Below are 13,418 nucleotides of genomic sequence, written 5' to 3' on the forward strand. Positions count from 1 at the left end.
AGAGCGCGGGCACCCTGCCCATGAGCGACATTGATACGCAAACTGGTCGGGGCCGGTGAGCACGTCACCGAAAAATGACCCGCCCAGGCATCATTTGCAGATGACGATCATGCTACGGCTGGTATAACCCGCAGGGTTTATGCCGAACAGGAAGTCCCCTTCCTCCTCATCGTCACTGGTCGAGCGGGCGACAACTTTGAAACCACGGGCCCCACAGGACTGCGCCGCCTTGCTATAGCACTTGTCCCACGATGACGAGAGGCCCGAGCAATTGATATGCAAGCCCTTGCGGCCTTTTCTCATCTCGGTCTTGGCAGTTGCCGCGCAGCCTGCAATCGCCACAATGGCCAAGAACAAAACTAAATGCTTCATTGCTGTCCTTAGATGAAGTGACTTCATCGTAAGACCGGTCACCAACGATCCAGTTCTTGCCCCAACCCTATCACAGAGAAATCAAACTCCGTACCATCGCCCCGTCGGCGCAGGGCCCCCTTTTCAAATAGCCGTGGCCCCACCATCCACCGTCAGGCTGTGCCCGGTAGTGAACGCAGCCCCATCACTGCAAAGGTACAACACCGCACTGGCGATTTCCTCGACCTTGCCGATGCGCCCGACCGGGTGCATCGCGGCGGCGAACTCGGCCTTGCGCGGGTCGGCCTCGTAGGCGCGGCGGAACATGTCGGTATCGATCACCGCCGGGCACACCGCATTCACCCGGATGCGCTTCTTGGCATATTCGATGGCCGCCGATTTGGTCAGGCCGATCACCGCGTGCTTGGACGCGCTGTAGATGCTCATCTTCGGCGCCGCGCCCAAGCCTGCCACCGAGGCAGTATTGACGATTGCCCCGCCGCCCTGGGCCAGCAACAGCGGCAGCTGGTACTTCATGCACAGCCACACCCCTTTGACGTTGACGCCCATGATGGCGTCGAACTCAGCCTCGCTGCCCTCGGCCAGACGGCCCTGCTCGATTTCGATACCGGCATTGTTGTAGGCATAGTCTAGGCGGCCGTAGGCCCGAATGACCTGCTCATGCAGCCGGCGCACATCAGCGTCACGGGTCACGTCGCAGGCCACGAAAAGTGCCTGGCCACCGGCCTCGTTGATCAACGCCACGGTGCCCTCGCCACCAACCGGGTCGAGATCGGCCACCACCACTTTAAGGCCCTCACGGGCAAACGCCAGTGCCGTCGCCCGGCCGATACCCGCCGCACCGCCAGTGACCAGTGCTACCTGGCCGGAAAAGATCATGCTCATCGAATGCTCCAATCATGAGTGCAGGAAAGCGCGGCTACCACAAGGGGGTGCAGCAGCCTTTGGCTTCTGCGCTCAGAGTCTAGTCAGCCTGCCAACCCACTGGGCAGCATCATCAAGCCAGCGGTTGGGCTATCATGCTTACCAGTGATTTTGCAGACCTACTGTCATCACCACGTTAAATTGACCTTTCTGCTTCCTGCCCACAAGGATCCCGCCATGACCCAGAACAACCGCCGCTTCCTGCTGGCCAAACGCCCGACCGGCGCCGTACGCCGTGACGATTTCACCTTCGAGACGGTGCCCGCCGATGCCCCCGGCGAGGGTCAGATCCAGGTACGCAACCTGTACCTGTCGCTGGACCCGGCCATGCGCGGCTGGATGAATGAAGGCAAGTCGTACATCCCGCCCGTGGCACTCGGCCAGGTAATGCGCGCGCTGGGCGTAGGCGAAGTGGTGGCCTCCAACCACCCCGACTTCAAACCCGGCGACCATGTCAGCGGCGCCCTCGGCGTGCAGGACTACTTCACCGGCGAACCCCAGGGCATGCACAAGATCGACCCCAACCTTGCCCCCCTGCCCCGCTACCTCTCAGCCCTGGGCATGACCGGCATGACCGCCTACTTCGCCCTGCTCGACGTCGGCCAGCCAAAAGAGGGTGACACCGTGGTCATCTCCGGTGCTGCCGGCGCCGTAGGCAGCATCGTCGGCCAGATTGCCAAGATCAAAGGCTGCCGCGTCGTCGGCATTGCCGGCGGCGCGCAGAAATGCCAGTACCTCAAGGATGAACTGGGGTTCGACGGCGTCATCGATTACAAGGCCGAAGACGTGCTGGCCGGCCTGAAGCGCGAATGCCCCAAGGGCGTTGACGTTTACTTCGACAACGTCGGTGGCGAGATCCTCGACGCCGTGCTCACCCGCATCAACTTCAAGGCCCGCATCGTCATCTGCGGCGCGATCAGCCAGTACAACAACAAGGAAGCAGTCAAAGGCCCGGCCAACTACCTGGCGCTGCTGGTAAACCGTGCGCGCATGGAAGGGTTCGTGGTGATGGACCACGCCAGGGAGTACGGCAAGGCCGCGCAGGAAATCGCCGGCTGGCTGGCCAGTGGCAAGGTCAAGAGCAAGGAGGATGTGGTGGAGGGGCTGGAGACGTTCCCAGAAACCCTGCTCAAGCTGTTCAGCGGGGAGAACTTTGGCAAGTTGGTGTTGAAGGTTTGAAAAAAAGGGGCCGCCTGTGCGGCCCCATAACATATTTCCATGTTAAGTATCGTTAAGAACTTGTAGGAAAAATGTGAAAAAACTGTAGTATTAAACGCCAATATGTATGGCTCTTTGATACTACAAGGAACGAGGGTGTGGTTGGCGATTCACAGATCTGGCAAAACGAATATCCCCATACCCTGCGCCATCGCAGCACCACCTTGCATCTTCAGGCCCCCATTGCCGCACACACCCGGCAAGCCTTCGAACGACTGATCGAGCAGACCGCCAGTGCCAAGCGGGTAAGCGCACCGCTGCAATGCTCCCAAAGCCTGCTGTTCACCAAACGTGAAAAGCTCGATTCGATGAAAAAGAAGCTGCGCATGCAGCGTGGCCTGCCCAAGCGCAACGGCATGTATGACTGGTCCCTCGAAGAACTGATCAACACCCGCGAAGCAGCCAGGCGGGGTGCGCGGGTGCCCAGGCTGGTCGGCTATGGCTACAGCCGCTCCCGGTTTGGCCTGATGCAGGACTTTTTCCTCATCACAGAGTTGCTGAGCGGGCACGAGGATGGGTGGGCAACAGTGCGCCAAAAGCCCGAAGCCGTGCACCGGGTGATCGCGGCAGCCTTCGAACTGCTGCATGCCCTGCACTGCCAGGGTGTCACGCACATGGACCTGTGGGCGGCCAACGTCATGCTCCCGGAAGAAGGACAAGCGCAGGCCATCGACCTGGAAAACAGCTTCTCCGGGCCCACGGCCTACCCGAGCGAAACCTTGGGTTTTCAGTTCGGCTTTTTCTACTACCGAGAAATTTACCGCTATATAACCGAAGCGGACTATGATGCTGCGGTAGAATGCGCACTGGCCGAGTACTTCCCTGATGTGCAACGCGCCGCCTTCAACCGGGTGTACGCGCTTGCCAAGCATGAGGAAATCGGGCGCCTGGAGCGCCGCGAAATCTTCACCAGCGGTGTACTCGAAAGTCGTTGGTAGAGCGCCATGGCTACCCCAGACTTCATAGAGTAGAAAATGATCAAGATTACCCAGAACATCGAATGTTCCAACGCCGCCCCGTTCGTGCTGTTCGGCGGTATCAACGTCCTTGAGTCCGAGGACCTGGCCCTTACCGCCTGCGCCGAATACGTGCGGGTAACCGAGAAGCTGGGCATTCCTTATGTGTTCAAGGCAAGCTTCGACAAGGCCAACCGTTCCTCGATCCACTCCTACCGTGGCCCAGGCATGGAAGAAGGCCTGCGCATCTTCGAGAAAGTAAAAGCCGAGTTCGGTGTACCGATCATCACCGACGTGCACGAGATCTACCAGTGCGCGCCAGTGGCCGAAGTGGTCGACGTGCTGCAGCTGCCTGCCTTCCTGGCCCGCCAGACCGACCTGGTGGTGGCACTGGCCAAGACTGGCAAACCGGTGAACATCAAGAAGCCGCAGTTCCTGAGCCCTTCGCAGATGCAGAACATCGTGCAGAAGTTCAAGGAAGCAGGTAACGACCAGTTGATCCTGTGCGACCGCGGTACCTGCATGGGCTACGACAACCTGGTTGTGGACATGCTGGGCTTTGGTGTGATGAAGCGCACCTGCGATGACCTGCCGATCATTTTCGACGTGACCCACGCCCTGCAGAACCGTGACCCTTCGGGTGCTGCTTCTGGTGGCCGCCGTGAGCAGGTGGTTGACCTGGCCCGTGCCGGCATGGGCGTTGGCCTGGCTGGCCTGTTCCTGGAAGCTCACCCGAACCCGGACCAGGCCAAGTGCGACGGCCCAAGCGCCCTGCCGCTGGACAAGCTGGAGCCGTTCCTGGCGCAGATCAAAGCGCTGGATGACCTGGTGAAGTCGTTCCCGCCGCTGGTTATTGGTTGAGTCGCTTTTACGTGATTTGAATGGGCCGGTACGCGCGAGTGTACCGGCCCTTTTTGTTGGCATTCAGGGTTTGGCTTGGGTATTGCGGCGTAACGGAAACCGAGTGCCCGAAGATTCTGTGACAGGCAGCCTCAGCCCCTCATCCCCAACTCAGCATCATCCATCAGCGCCTTGGCCATCGCGCTCAGGTAATGCGAAGCCCAGATCATCATCGGCTTCTCATCCATCAGCCCAACGATGGTCAGCTCGCGCACATACCCCATCAACTCCGAAGCCTGCTCACGGGCATCCTGGCAAGGTATACCCGGCTCGATGCGGAACAAGGGATGGCTCTGGTGCTCACCCTGAAAAAACGTGGTCACACCTGCTGTGACATGGGTAGCGTCTGTAGTCATTGCCGTATTCCCCTCAATGCAGGCCGTTAGTACGTTCCAAGGCCAGCGACAGCGCATCCGACTGCCCCCAGGCAATCTGCATGGCCCGCAGCCCGTTTACCATCAACTCACGGGTGGCCTCATCCTCGATTGCGTAGAGGGCCATGTGGCAGTGGTTGTAGGCCAGCATCAGGTAATGGGTGACGTTCATGACCACGTGATCGATCGGCACGATGCGCTCGCTGATGGCGCTGGAGAGGGTCTTGTCGGAGGGAAGGTCGAAATTATGGGGTGGATCGGGGACGATTTTTTTCATGAGCAACTCCTGAACGCTTGAGTCTGCCTCTTCCGTTTCCACAGGAAGGGTGGCAGCTGTACACGGAGTGGAAACCCGAGTGCATTCAGGAAAACTCGGTAGGCACGAGGCCTTCCGGGTACAGCCGCCATTACACGACAAACCCGAAATGCTTTTGGCGGGTTTCCACACCCGATCGCTGAACCGACAGCGACCCAAAGAGGCTAATGGGCAGCGGTTTCAGGAACAATCAGACGCGTGTCGACAGAACGTGTAGGGTATTTCCTCAGGCTGGGCGCCACCAGTCCTGATTCGTAGGAACCTTCTGAATCAACGAGTGGATTTATGCCTCTCCGTATCCATCGCACCCTGCTCCACCATGCCTGAAGTATCCCTCGCATCCCCCTTCCTTTAGAATGACAAACACCTGCATAAGATGCTGAATTGGCACCGTTTTGGAAAACGAGCAGCTAGTCTGCATAGAAGCGTCACACGACATGGATCAAAGCTAGGGGTTTGAAATGGTTTCTCAGAATCACGACGTTACTGACACACCGTTGGTGACAGTGATCATCGCGTCCTACAACCACGCGCGTTACATCGAAGCCAGCATCAACAGCGTCGTCAACCAGACCTACAAGAACATCGAACTTCTAGTAGTGGACGATGGTTCCAAGGACGACAGCCCTGCAGTGCTCAAGCGGCTGCAGGCACAACACGGCTTCGATCTGCGCTTCCAGGCCAACCAAGGCCTGGCGCGAACCCTGAACGACGCGATTGCACGCGCCAAGGGCGACCTGATCGTGCCTTTTGGTTCCGACGACATCATGCTGCCCCACCGCATCGCCACCCAGGTGGAGTACATGCACGGCAAGCCTGAAGTAGGCATCTGCTCGGCCAACATCGAAACCATCGACCATGACGGCAAGGTGATGGGCGCGCGCGAACAGCGCAAACGCAACCTGCCCTTCCGCCGCCTGGACTTCGACGACCTGTGGCTGGACCGCAAGCCAGGCCCCATGGCTGCCACCCTGATGCTGCGCCGCGAAGCCCTGGAGAAGGTCGGTGGCTTCAATGCCGATATCCGCCTGGAAGACGTGTACATCGAACTGTCGATCGCACGGGCCGGTTACTACATCGACGTGCTGGGCGAGGTGCTGGCGCAGTACCGCGACCACCCGACCAACACCTTCAAGAACGGCCGCTTCATGGTCGACAACGTGCTCAAGACCTACGCACACTTCAAAGACCATCCGCAGTACGAGCAGGTGTGCATGAAGTTCCGCAACTCCATGGTGCTCAAGTACGCCAACCGCGACAAGCAACTGACGCGGGAGATCCTGGCTGATATCCCGCTCAAGTACTGGAACAGAAAGACCTTGCGTGGCCTGTGGCGGCTGCTCTGGTCTTAAGCGGGCTTTTTACCGGCCCGGTGTATCAGCCACTGGGCGTAGACCACGGCCATTGGCATCCAGATCAGGAACCAATGCTCTTTCGGGCGTGACATGAAGGCGCTGCCTTCGGTCAGCCCTGACGCAAAGCCGAAGATCAGCCAGGTTGCCGCAAGCGTAACCCCTGGGTGCTGGCGGTAAGCCCAGCAAAAGCGCATGGCCAGGCCGTAGAGCACCAACCAGAGCACCAAGCCCACGACCCCACCGGCATACAGCACGCCCAACTCGATGTTGTGCGGGTCGGCCAGCGTCTGCTCAAGGCCTGGAATGATCACCGTCATCGGGGCGTCGTAACCATGGCCAAGCCAGGGGTGTTCACCGATCTGGCGCAGCGACTCCATCCAGATTTCGGGGCGGTAGGACACGCCACGCTGGGTGATCGCTTCAGGGTAGAACACCGCAACACCGACCAAGGCCAGGGCCACGGCCGCCATTGCGATCAAGCCGTGGCGCCGGTCACCCACGATCAGCAACCAGCCCAGTGCAGCCGCCAGCCCGATCAACGGCGTGCGCGAGCCCGTGGCCAGGATGGCCATGCCCAGTACCGCCAGGCAGGCAAGTGCCAGGATGTTGAGCGCGCCGCGTGTCTGGAACCAGGTCGCCAGCCAGATAGCAGCGAAAGCGCCGAACACATGAGCTGTCAGCAAGGGGTTATAGAGTGCGCCGTAGCCATCCAGGCGCCCACCCTCAGCCGCCTGCCAACCCAAGAAGTAGATCAGCGAACCACCAGCGGCCACTGCGGCAAACAGGGCAGCCAGGCGCACACACTGGTGCAGCTGCGCCGGTGACTGCAAGCTGATGAGGCCGGCCGACAGCAACACCATGGCAATGTACAACGGCCGCTTGAGCAAGCTGCCGACCGAGTTTTCCGTGTCGGACCAGGCAATACTCAGCAGGGTGTAGGCAGAGAACACCAGGAAGGCAATGAACAGCGGGTTGCCAAACAACGCCTTGGCCTGCCGTGGCTGCAGGATCAGGACGATCAAGGTGGGCGCGGCAAGCAGCAGGTAAAAAAGCTTGTGATACAGCGAGCGGTCCCACGCCCAGAACATCCCGGTCAGCAGCGCCAGCCAGCCCAGCGGCAACACATAGCGCGTGATCATGCCTGCCCAGCGTTGAGCCGGCGACTGTATCGACACATCAATTGACATCTAGCATCCTCTGGCAAACGGGAATGTTCAGTGTGAGCCCTGCATTCCAATGTAAGGATCGTAGGGCTCGCTGAACGCCACCCATATTGAAAGGTTGCTTTGAAGCGGCTGCAGGTATCAGCTGCGGATCTCAGCCACCACTGCTGCCAAGGCTTGGGCGGGGTCTGCCGCCTGGCTGATCGGGCGGCCGATCACCAGGTAATCCGAGCCGGCATCCAAAGCCTGGCGCGGGGTCAGAATGCGGCGTTGGTCATCTTGCGCGCTGCCAGCGGGGCGAATGCCCGGGGTTACCAACTGCAGCGACGGGTGCGCAGCCTTGAGCGCCGGCGCTTCCAGTGCCGAGCACACCAGCCCGTCCATGCCGGCCTTCTCGGCCAGCGCCGCCAGGCGCAGCACCTGCTCTTGCGGTTCGATGTCCAGGCCGATGCCGGCCAGGTCTTCACGCTCCATGCTGGTCAGTACGGTCACGCCGATGAGCAGTGGCTGCGGGCCGCTGCGCTTGGCCAGCACTTCGCGGCAGGCCGACATCATGCGCAGGCCGCCGGAGCAGTGCACGTTTACCATCCACACGCCCATTTCGGCGGCAGCCTTCACGGCCATGGCGGTGGTGTTGGGGATATCGTGGAACTTGAGGTCCAGGAACACCTCGAAGCCCTTCGCGCACAGGGACTCGACAATGCCGGACGCGCTGCTGGTGAACAGCTCCTTGCCAACTTTAACCCGGCACAGGGCAGGGTCGAGCTGGTCGGCCAGTTTCAGGGCGGCGTCACGGGTGGGGAAATCCAGGGCGACGATCAGGGGCGTCTGGCAGGCGGACATGGTCGGGGTCTCTTGGCAAGTCGTAAACGGCGCGCATTGTAAACGAAGTGGCCCAGGCTTTGGGGCCCGCGGGTCACGAGATTTGGCCAAGCCACGCCCGGCTCCTATAATTGAACCAACGAATACGGCCATTGCTCAACATGCATACACGCCACGTTGTGTGCGATCACAGGAGATAACCCCATGCCTTGGTACGCCTGGCTGATACTCATCTTAGCCCTTGGCTCGATCGTGGGCGGGCTGATGATGTTGCGCGATACGGCGAAGAAGCTGCCCTTGACCGATGAGCAGTTGAAGAAGGTACACGAGCGCAATGCCGAGGCGGATGCCAAGGATGCGCAGGACCGCTAGGGCTGGGGTATGGACCGAGCGCCGCGCGGGCGGCGCTCGAACTCAAGGGCGCTAGCACAATCAGGACGAGCTAGCGGAAGCCCACGCCCCTACTCCACCGTCAACTTGTCGCGATTGCGCTCGAGCAGCGCATTGCCGATGCCTTTGATCTCCAGTAACTCGTCCACCGACGCGAACGGCCCGTGGGCATCCCGGTAGGCGACGATCGCTTCAGCCTTGGCCTTGCCGATGCCGTTGAGCCCCTGCTGCAAGGTGATTGCATCTGCACTGTTCAAGTTCAGCCGGCCAGCCGCGGCCGCCGCTTGAGCCACCACAGGGGCCGGCTCGGCCATCATTGCGTTGGCCGCCGGCGCGGCGCTGGCCGCCATGGACAGACCAGCGAACAGTGGCAGGAACAGGTAGGAAAGAACGGTATTACGCATTGCGGACACTCCTTCGAGAAAGTTTACGAGGCAGCGTTTCCTTGGCTGCCCGGTAAAACTAACGGCTCGAAGGCCACTGAGAAAGCACGCTGATCAACCGATTGGTTACCAAATTCAACAGCTGACAGCACACAATGGCGTCAGCTGTAGGAAGGCGCCCAGCGCGTTGAAAGAGCTAGGCCAGGGCTAGCGGTCCCGACGCTGCTGCTGGTAAACCCAGTCGACAATGTCACCCTCTGGCGAGTAGCCGCTGACCAGTTCGCGCAGCAGTTGCCGCACGCGGGTGAAGTCATCTTCGGCCACCGCCTTGAACAGCATGGCCAAGCGCTCGCGCAATACGTCCCAGGCGATGAAGTCTTCGTTGGCCGCCATGATCATCGGGTGCGCCGTTGGGGAGACGTCATCGCCAATCAGCAACTCTTCATAAAGCTTCTCGCCGGGCCGTAGCCCGCTGAACTCGATGGCAATGTCACCGTGCGGGTTATCCGGGCTGCGCACACTGAAGCCCGACAGGTGGACCATCTTTTCTGCCAGCTCGACGATTTTTACCGGCTCGCCCATGTCCAGCACGAACACATCGCCGCCCTGCCCCATGGCCCCCGCCTGCACCACCAGCTGCGCAGCCTCGGGGATGGTCATGAAATAGCGGGTGATCTTGGGGTGGGTCACCGTCAGCGGGCCACCGGCTTTGATCTGCTGATGGAACAACGGAATCACAGAACCGGAAGAGCCCAGCACATTGCCAAAGCGCACCATGGTGAAGCGGGTTTTATTCACCCGGGAAATCTTGCTGCTGTCGCCATACATCACCGGCGCCGCTTCGCGGCTCAGCGCCTGCAGGATCAACTCGGACAACCGCTTGGAGCTGCCCATCACGTTGGTCGGGCGTACGGCCTTGTCGGTGGAGATCAGCACAAAGTTGGCCACCCCCGTCTGCAGCGCGGCCTGCGCCGTGCACAGCGTGCCGAACACATTGTTGAGGATGCCTTCGGCCACGTTGTGCTCGACCATTGGCACGTGCTTGTAGGCCGCCGCGTGATACACGGTGTCCACCCGCCAGGTGCTCATCACATCGGCCAGGTGCTGCTGGTTACGCACCGAACCCAGAATCGGCAACAACTGCACCGCCAGCGACTCGCGCGTAATGCGCTGCTCAAGCTCGGTGAGGATGCTGTACAGGTTGAATTCACTGTGGTCGAACAGCAGCAGGGTCTTGGGCTCCAGCCCGATGATCTGCCGGCACAGCTCGGAGCCGATCGAGCCGCCCGCGCCGGTCACCAGCACGGTACGCTTCTTGTTGCAGCGCCAAAGCAGTTCATCCTGCGCCGGCACCGGGTCGCGGCCCAGCAAGTCGGCAATGTCGACATCCTGGATGTCATCGACCTTTACCCGGCCACTGGCCAGGTCGGCAAACGCCGGCACACTGCGCACATGCAACGGGTACGGTTCGAGGAAGGCAAGGATCTCTTTGCGCCGCGCACGTGAAGCGGTTGGCAGCGCCAGGAGGATTTCCTGGGCGCCGGTTTCTTTGATCATCTGTTCAAGGTGCTTGGGCTTGTACACCTGCAGGCCGGAAATGACCCGGTTGGCCAGGTCGCCGTCATCGTCAATGAAGGCCACGGGGCGCATCACACGCCCCATGCGCAATGCCGCCAGCAACTGGTTGCCGGCCGTGCCTGCGCCGTAAATGGCAACTTTGACCTGGCCATCATCGCGGTTGGTAAAAGGGATTTGATGAGCACCGCTGAACCAGTCGCCCAGAAAATACTGGCGCATGATCAGGCGCAAGCCGCCCATGATGACCAGGCTCAGCCACCAGTAATTGAAAATGATCGAACGCGGCACGATGACCTGATGGTTGCTGTACCAATAGACCACCACAGCCAGTATCAAGGAGGACAAGGTGACCGCCTTGATGATGGCAACCAGCGCGTCATTGCCGAAGTAGCGCATCACCGCGCGGTACATGCCAAAGCGGATGAACAGCGGAATGGCCACGACCGGCGCAGCCAGGAACAGCCAGGTGTGTTCGATGATGGGGTTGTACATTTCATCGATGCCCAGGCGCACGATGAACGACAGCCACAGTGCAAACCAGATAAGCACGACGTCGGTGCACACCTGTATCAGGCGCTTCTGACGCCGGGACAGGTTCACCAGGTACTGGCGCACCCTGTCTTTGTTCGCGTCACTCATCCGGTTCTCCTAAGCCACATATGCCCCAGTCCATTCTGGCCATGTTATTCGCGTTTGCCTGCGCGATACTTGATCGCCAGCAGTGTAAGAGGCGCGTAGGCAATCAAGGTTCCCGCCGCGCCATCAAGCTTGAACAGCAGCACGGCTGCAGCCACGGGCAGCAACCAGCCGATATTGATGGCCGCCACCGCCAGGCTGACGGGCAGATGGCTGCCGTATTGCCGCGACGCATACTGGTAGGCATGGCTGCGATGGGCTTCATAGACTTTTTCGCCCCGCAACAGGCGCCGCCCCAATGTGAACGTGGCATCCACCACGAACACACCCATAAGTATTAACCACCCCCAGAATAATAGCGGGTTTATCCAGGCTGCCTGCAATGCCAGCAGGCCCAGCACGATACCCAGGAAACCACTGCCGGCATCGCCCATGAATATGCGCGCCGGGGGGAAGTTCCAGGCCAGGAAACCCGCCACCGTCGCTGCCAGCAGCAACGGCAAGGCAATCGCCTGTGGGTTGCCGGTAATCGCGTAGAGCAGGCAACCGCCCAGGCACACGCAAATGGCCTCGATACTGGCAATACCGTCGATGCCATCCATGAAGTTGTAGAGGTTCAGCAACCAGACCAGGTACAACGCGGCGAGGATGGCGCCTAGCCAGGCAATGCCCAGCGGCAGGCCGAACAGCGTGATGGCAGGCATGCCCCCCAACCAGTACAACCCCCAGGCGGCCGCCACAAAGTGGCCGAGCAAGCGCCAGCGTGCGGCGATGTGCCCGTGGTCATCCATGAAGCCGATCAGCGCAACCAGCCCCCCGGCCCCGAGCAGGCCGACCAGCAACCCGACTGCGACCACCCCGCTCCACCCCAGCACCAGCAGGGCGGCCAGGAATGTGATGACGAACGCCAGGCCGCCACCGCGTGGCGTGGGCAAGGTGTGCGAACTGCGCGCATTGGGGATGTCCAGCAAGCTGCGCGCCAGCGCGTAACGCCGAAGCCCTGCGGTCAGGGCTAGGGAAATGAGACCAGCAGCGATAATCAGCCAGATCATGGGCGGTGGGTTTCCAGAAAAGAGCGGGCGGTGGCGTCAAGCCCCTGCTGCAAGGTAAACGGGGGGCGCCAGCCCAGCAGCTGCTGATTCTTGGCAATGTCCACCTGCAACGACCCGAGCAAACGCTGGGCCAGGTCGTGCCGGCCGAGCAGATTGGCGGCGCGCTGGAGCAAGGCCGGGGGCACCGGCAACAGCCGCGCCGGGCGGCCGAGCGCACGCCCCAGGGCACGCAAGAGCTCGCTCAAGGAAACATCCTCACCATCGCTGGCCATGAAGGTCTGGTTACGGGCCTGTGGGTGATCGATGCAGGTAACCACAAGATCCACGAGGTTTTGCACCGAGACCAGGCTACGCCGGTTGTCGACAGCCCCCAGCGGCAAAGGCACCCCGCGCTGCACCCAGCGCATCATGCTGTGGAAGTTGGCTTTGACCCCAGGGCCATAGACCAGCACCGGCCGGATAATCACAACCTCCATCCCGGTGGCCACGGCTAGCTGGCACAACGCCTGCTCCGCTTCATGTTTGGAAATGCCGTAGGCATCCAGTGGCATGGCCGCGTCATCGGCGCGCAGGGGCCGGCCTGCAATACTGGCCTCGCCGTTGACCTTGACCGAGCTGATGAACACGAAGCGCCGTACGCCTGCCGCGGCGGCTTGCCGGGCGAGGTTGAGCGTGCCCTCGACATTCACCCGACGGAACGCGGCCAGGCTGTCGGCGGCGGTTTCTTTCATCACATGCACGCGCGCGGCGGCGTGCACCACGGCATCGACGCCGGCCAAGGCTTCACGCCAATCGGTCGTGGCGGCCAGGTCGCCTACGGTGACCGCCGGTATGTCCGCCGGCCCCGTCCCAGCATGGCGCAAAGCCGCCCGAGGGGCGTAAACACCTATTGACGCCAGCCTGCGGCAGAGCGCGCTGCCGACAAAACCGCTGGCGCCGGTGACAAGAATGGTTTGTCTATCCATGAGTGAACATCCAG

At 61.0% G+C, this 13,418-nt stretch carries 15 protein-coding genes; 5 read left to right on the forward strand and 10 right to left on the reverse strand.

Annotated features, from left to right (window positions below; genetic code table 11):
* Nucleotides 1-90: 90 nt before the first annotated feature.
* Entirely contained in the window at nucleotides 91-372 is a 282-nt protein-coding gene (locus ACW4TB_RS19140; protein ID WP_115272901.1) for a hypothetical protein, read from the reverse strand.
* Between the two features lie 123 nt (nucleotides 373-495).
* Nucleotides 496-1,257 (reverse strand): SDR family oxidoreductase, encoded by a 762-nt coding sequence (locus ACW4TB_RS19145; RefSeq protein ID WP_279931284.1) that lies wholly within the window; start codon nucleotides 1,255-1,257, stop codon nucleotides 496-498.
* A gap of 216 nt (nucleotides 1,258-1,473) precedes the next feature.
* Here ACW4TB_RS19145 and ACW4TB_RS19150 point away from each other — a divergent pair, with 216 nt between their 5' ends.
* The 3 genes from ACW4TB_RS19150 to kdsA all read left to right on the forward strand — a co-directional run bounded on the left by ACW4TB_RS19150 (nucleotide 1,474) and on the right by kdsA (nucleotide 4,331).
* A complete protein-coding gene (locus ACW4TB_RS19150) occupies nucleotides 1,474-2,475 on the forward strand; it encodes an NADP-dependent oxidoreductase (protein WP_279931286.1) in 1,002 nt (333 codons plus the stop codon).
* A gap of 137 nt (nucleotides 2,476-2,612) precedes the next feature.
* Complete coding sequence (locus ACW4TB_RS19155) at nucleotides 2,613-3,452, forward strand: lipopolysaccharide kinase InaA family protein (protein ID WP_279931288.1); 840 nt, start codon at nucleotides 2,613-2,615, stop codon at nucleotides 3,450-3,452.
* 36 nt (nucleotides 3,453-3,488) lie between these two features.
* Nucleotides 3,489-4,331 (forward strand): 3-deoxy-8-phosphooctulonate synthase, encoded by an 843-nt coding sequence (gene kdsA, locus ACW4TB_RS19160; RefSeq protein WP_012313334.1) that lies wholly within the window; start codon nucleotides 3,489-3,491, stop codon nucleotides 4,329-4,331.
* A 131-nt stretch (nucleotides 4,332-4,462) separates the two neighbouring features.
* Here kdsA and ACW4TB_RS19165 read toward each other — a convergent pair whose 3' ends face one another.
* Both ACW4TB_RS19165 and ACW4TB_RS19170 read right to left on the reverse strand, forming a co-directional pair.
* Complete coding sequence (locus tag ACW4TB_RS19165) at nucleotides 4,463-4,726, reverse strand: DUF3077 domain-containing protein (RefSeq protein WP_279931290.1); 264 nt, start codon at nucleotides 4,724-4,726, stop codon at nucleotides 4,463-4,465.
* A gap of 13 nt (nucleotides 4,727-4,739) precedes the next feature.
* Entirely contained in the window at nucleotides 4,740-5,021 is a 282-nt protein-coding gene (locus ACW4TB_RS19170) for a hypothetical protein (protein WP_012313332.1), read from the reverse strand.
* 500 nt (nucleotides 5,022-5,521) lie between these two features.
* Between ACW4TB_RS19170 and ACW4TB_RS19175 the strand changes: the two genes are divergently transcribed.
* Nucleotides 5,522-6,412, forward strand: coding sequence for a glycosyltransferase family 2 protein (locus tag ACW4TB_RS19175; protein WP_279931294.1), 891 nt, complete (start codon nucleotides 5,522-5,524; stop codon nucleotides 6,410-6,412).
* On the opposite strand, the gene ACW4TB_RS19180 is transcribed toward ACW4TB_RS19175, so the two are convergent.
* Together ACW4TB_RS19180 and pyrF are read right to left on the reverse strand one after the other, a co-directional pair.
* Nucleotides 6,409-7,602 carry an O-antigen ligase family protein gene (locus ACW4TB_RS19180; protein WP_279931295.1) on the reverse strand — a complete coding sequence of 398 codons (1,194 nt, stop codon included), beginning with the start codon at nucleotides 7,600-7,602 and terminating at the stop codon, nucleotides 6,409-6,411. The two genes, ACW4TB_RS19175 and ACW4TB_RS19180, sit on opposite strands and share 4 nt — an antisense overlap.
* Before the next feature lie 117 nt (nucleotides 7,603-7,719).
* Nucleotides 7,720-8,421 carry an orotidine-5'-phosphate decarboxylase gene (gene pyrF / locus ACW4TB_RS19185; RefSeq protein ID WP_012313329.1) on the reverse strand — a complete coding sequence of 234 codons (702 nt, stop codon included), beginning with the start codon at nucleotides 8,419-8,421 and terminating at the stop codon, nucleotides 7,720-7,722.
* A gap of 183 nt (nucleotides 8,422-8,604) precedes the next feature.
* On the opposite strand from pyrF, the gene ACW4TB_RS19190 reads away from it, so the two are divergent.
* Nucleotides 8,605-8,772 carry a DUF2897 family protein gene (locus ACW4TB_RS19190; protein ID WP_012313328.1) on the forward strand — a complete coding sequence of 56 codons (168 nt, stop codon included), beginning with the start codon at nucleotides 8,605-8,607 and terminating at the stop codon, nucleotides 8,770-8,772.
* A gap of 89 nt (nucleotides 8,773-8,861) precedes the next feature.
* Here the strand turns inward: ACW4TB_RS19190 and ACW4TB_RS19195 are convergent, their stop codons facing one another.
* From ACW4TB_RS19195 to ACW4TB_RS19210, 4 genes are all read right to left on the reverse strand, one after another.
* Nucleotides 8,862-9,194, reverse strand: coding sequence for a ComEA family DNA-binding protein (locus ACW4TB_RS19195; RefSeq protein ID WP_196997663.1), 333 nt, complete (start codon nucleotides 9,192-9,194; stop codon nucleotides 8,862-8,864).
* A gap of 186 nt (nucleotides 9,195-9,380) precedes the next feature.
* Nucleotides 9,381-11,390, reverse strand: a complete 2,010-nt coding sequence (locus ACW4TB_RS19200) for a polysaccharide biosynthesis protein (RefSeq protein WP_012313326.1) — start codon at nucleotides 11,388-11,390, stop codon at nucleotides 9,381-9,383.
* A gap of 44 nt (nucleotides 11,391-11,434) precedes the next feature.
* On the reverse strand, nucleotides 11,435-12,439 hold the full coding sequence (locus ACW4TB_RS19205; RefSeq protein WP_279931301.1) for an MraY family glycosyltransferase: 1,005 nt from the start codon (nucleotides 12,437-12,439) through the stop codon (nucleotides 11,435-11,437).
* Complete coding sequence (locus ACW4TB_RS19210) at nucleotides 12,436-13,404, reverse strand: UDP-glucose 4-epimerase family protein (protein ID WP_012313324.1); 969 nt, start codon at nucleotides 13,402-13,404, stop codon at nucleotides 12,436-12,438. Before ACW4TB_RS19210 ends, ACW4TB_RS19205 begins: the two co-directional genes overlap by 4 nt.
* Nucleotides 13,405-13,418: the final 14 nt, after the last annotated feature.

It is taken from the genome of Lelliottia jeotgali (assembly GCF_977070485.1).

Excerpts from the sequence above, each read along its gene's own strand:
- ACW4TB_RS19140 (WP_115272901.1), bottom strand. The coding sequence starts at position 372 with ATGAAGCATTTAGTTTTGTTCTTGGCCATTGTGGCGATTGCAGGCTGC.
- ACW4TB_RS19145 (WP_279931284.1), bottom strand. The coding sequence starts at position 1,257 with ATGAGCATGATCTTTTCCGGCCAGGTAGCACTGGTCACTGGCGGTGCG.
- ACW4TB_RS19150 (WP_279931286.1), top strand. The coding sequence starts at position 1,474 with ATGACCCAGAACAACCGCCGCTTCCTGCTGGCCAAACGCCCGACCGGC.
- kdsA (WP_012313334.1), top strand. The coding sequence starts at position 3,489 with ATGATCAAGATTACCCAGAACATCGAATGTTCCAACGCCGCCCCGTTC.
- ACW4TB_RS19165 (WP_279931290.1), bottom strand. The coding sequence starts at position 4,726 with ATGACTACAGACGCTACCCATGTCACAGCAGGTGTGACCACGTTTTTT.
- ACW4TB_RS19170 (WP_012313332.1), bottom strand. The coding sequence starts at position 5,021 with ATGAAAAAAATCGTCCCCGATCCACCCCATAATTTCGACCTTCCCTCC.
- ACW4TB_RS19175 (WP_279931294.1), top strand. The coding sequence starts at position 5,522 with ATGGTTTCTCAGAATCACGACGTTACTGACACACCGTTGGTGACAGTG.
- ACW4TB_RS19180 (WP_279931295.1), bottom strand. The coding sequence starts at position 7,602 with ATGTCAATTGATGTGTCGATACAGTCGCCGGCTCAACGCTGGGCAGGC.
- pyrF (WP_012313329.1), bottom strand. The coding sequence starts at position 8,421 with ATGTCCGCCTGCCAGACGCCCCTGATCGTCGCCCTGGATTTCCCCACC.
- ACW4TB_RS19190 (WP_012313328.1), top strand. The coding sequence starts at position 8,605 with ATGCCTTGGTACGCCTGGCTGATACTCATCTTAGCCCTTGGCTCGATC.
- ACW4TB_RS19195 (WP_196997663.1), bottom strand. The coding sequence starts at position 9,194 with ATGCGTAATACCGTTCTTTCCTACCTGTTCCTGCCACTGTTCGCTGGT.
- ACW4TB_RS19200 (WP_012313326.1), bottom strand. The coding sequence starts at position 11,390 with ATGAGTGACGCGAACAAAGACAGGGTGCGCCAGTACCTGGTGAACCTG.
- ACW4TB_RS19205 (WP_279931301.1), bottom strand. The coding sequence starts at position 12,439 with ATGATCTGGCTGATTATCGCTGCTGGTCTCATTTCCCTAGCCCTGACC.
- ACW4TB_RS19210 (WP_012313324.1), bottom strand. The coding sequence starts at position 13,404 with ATGGATAGACAAACCATTCTTGTCACCGGCGCCAGCGGTTTTGTCGGC.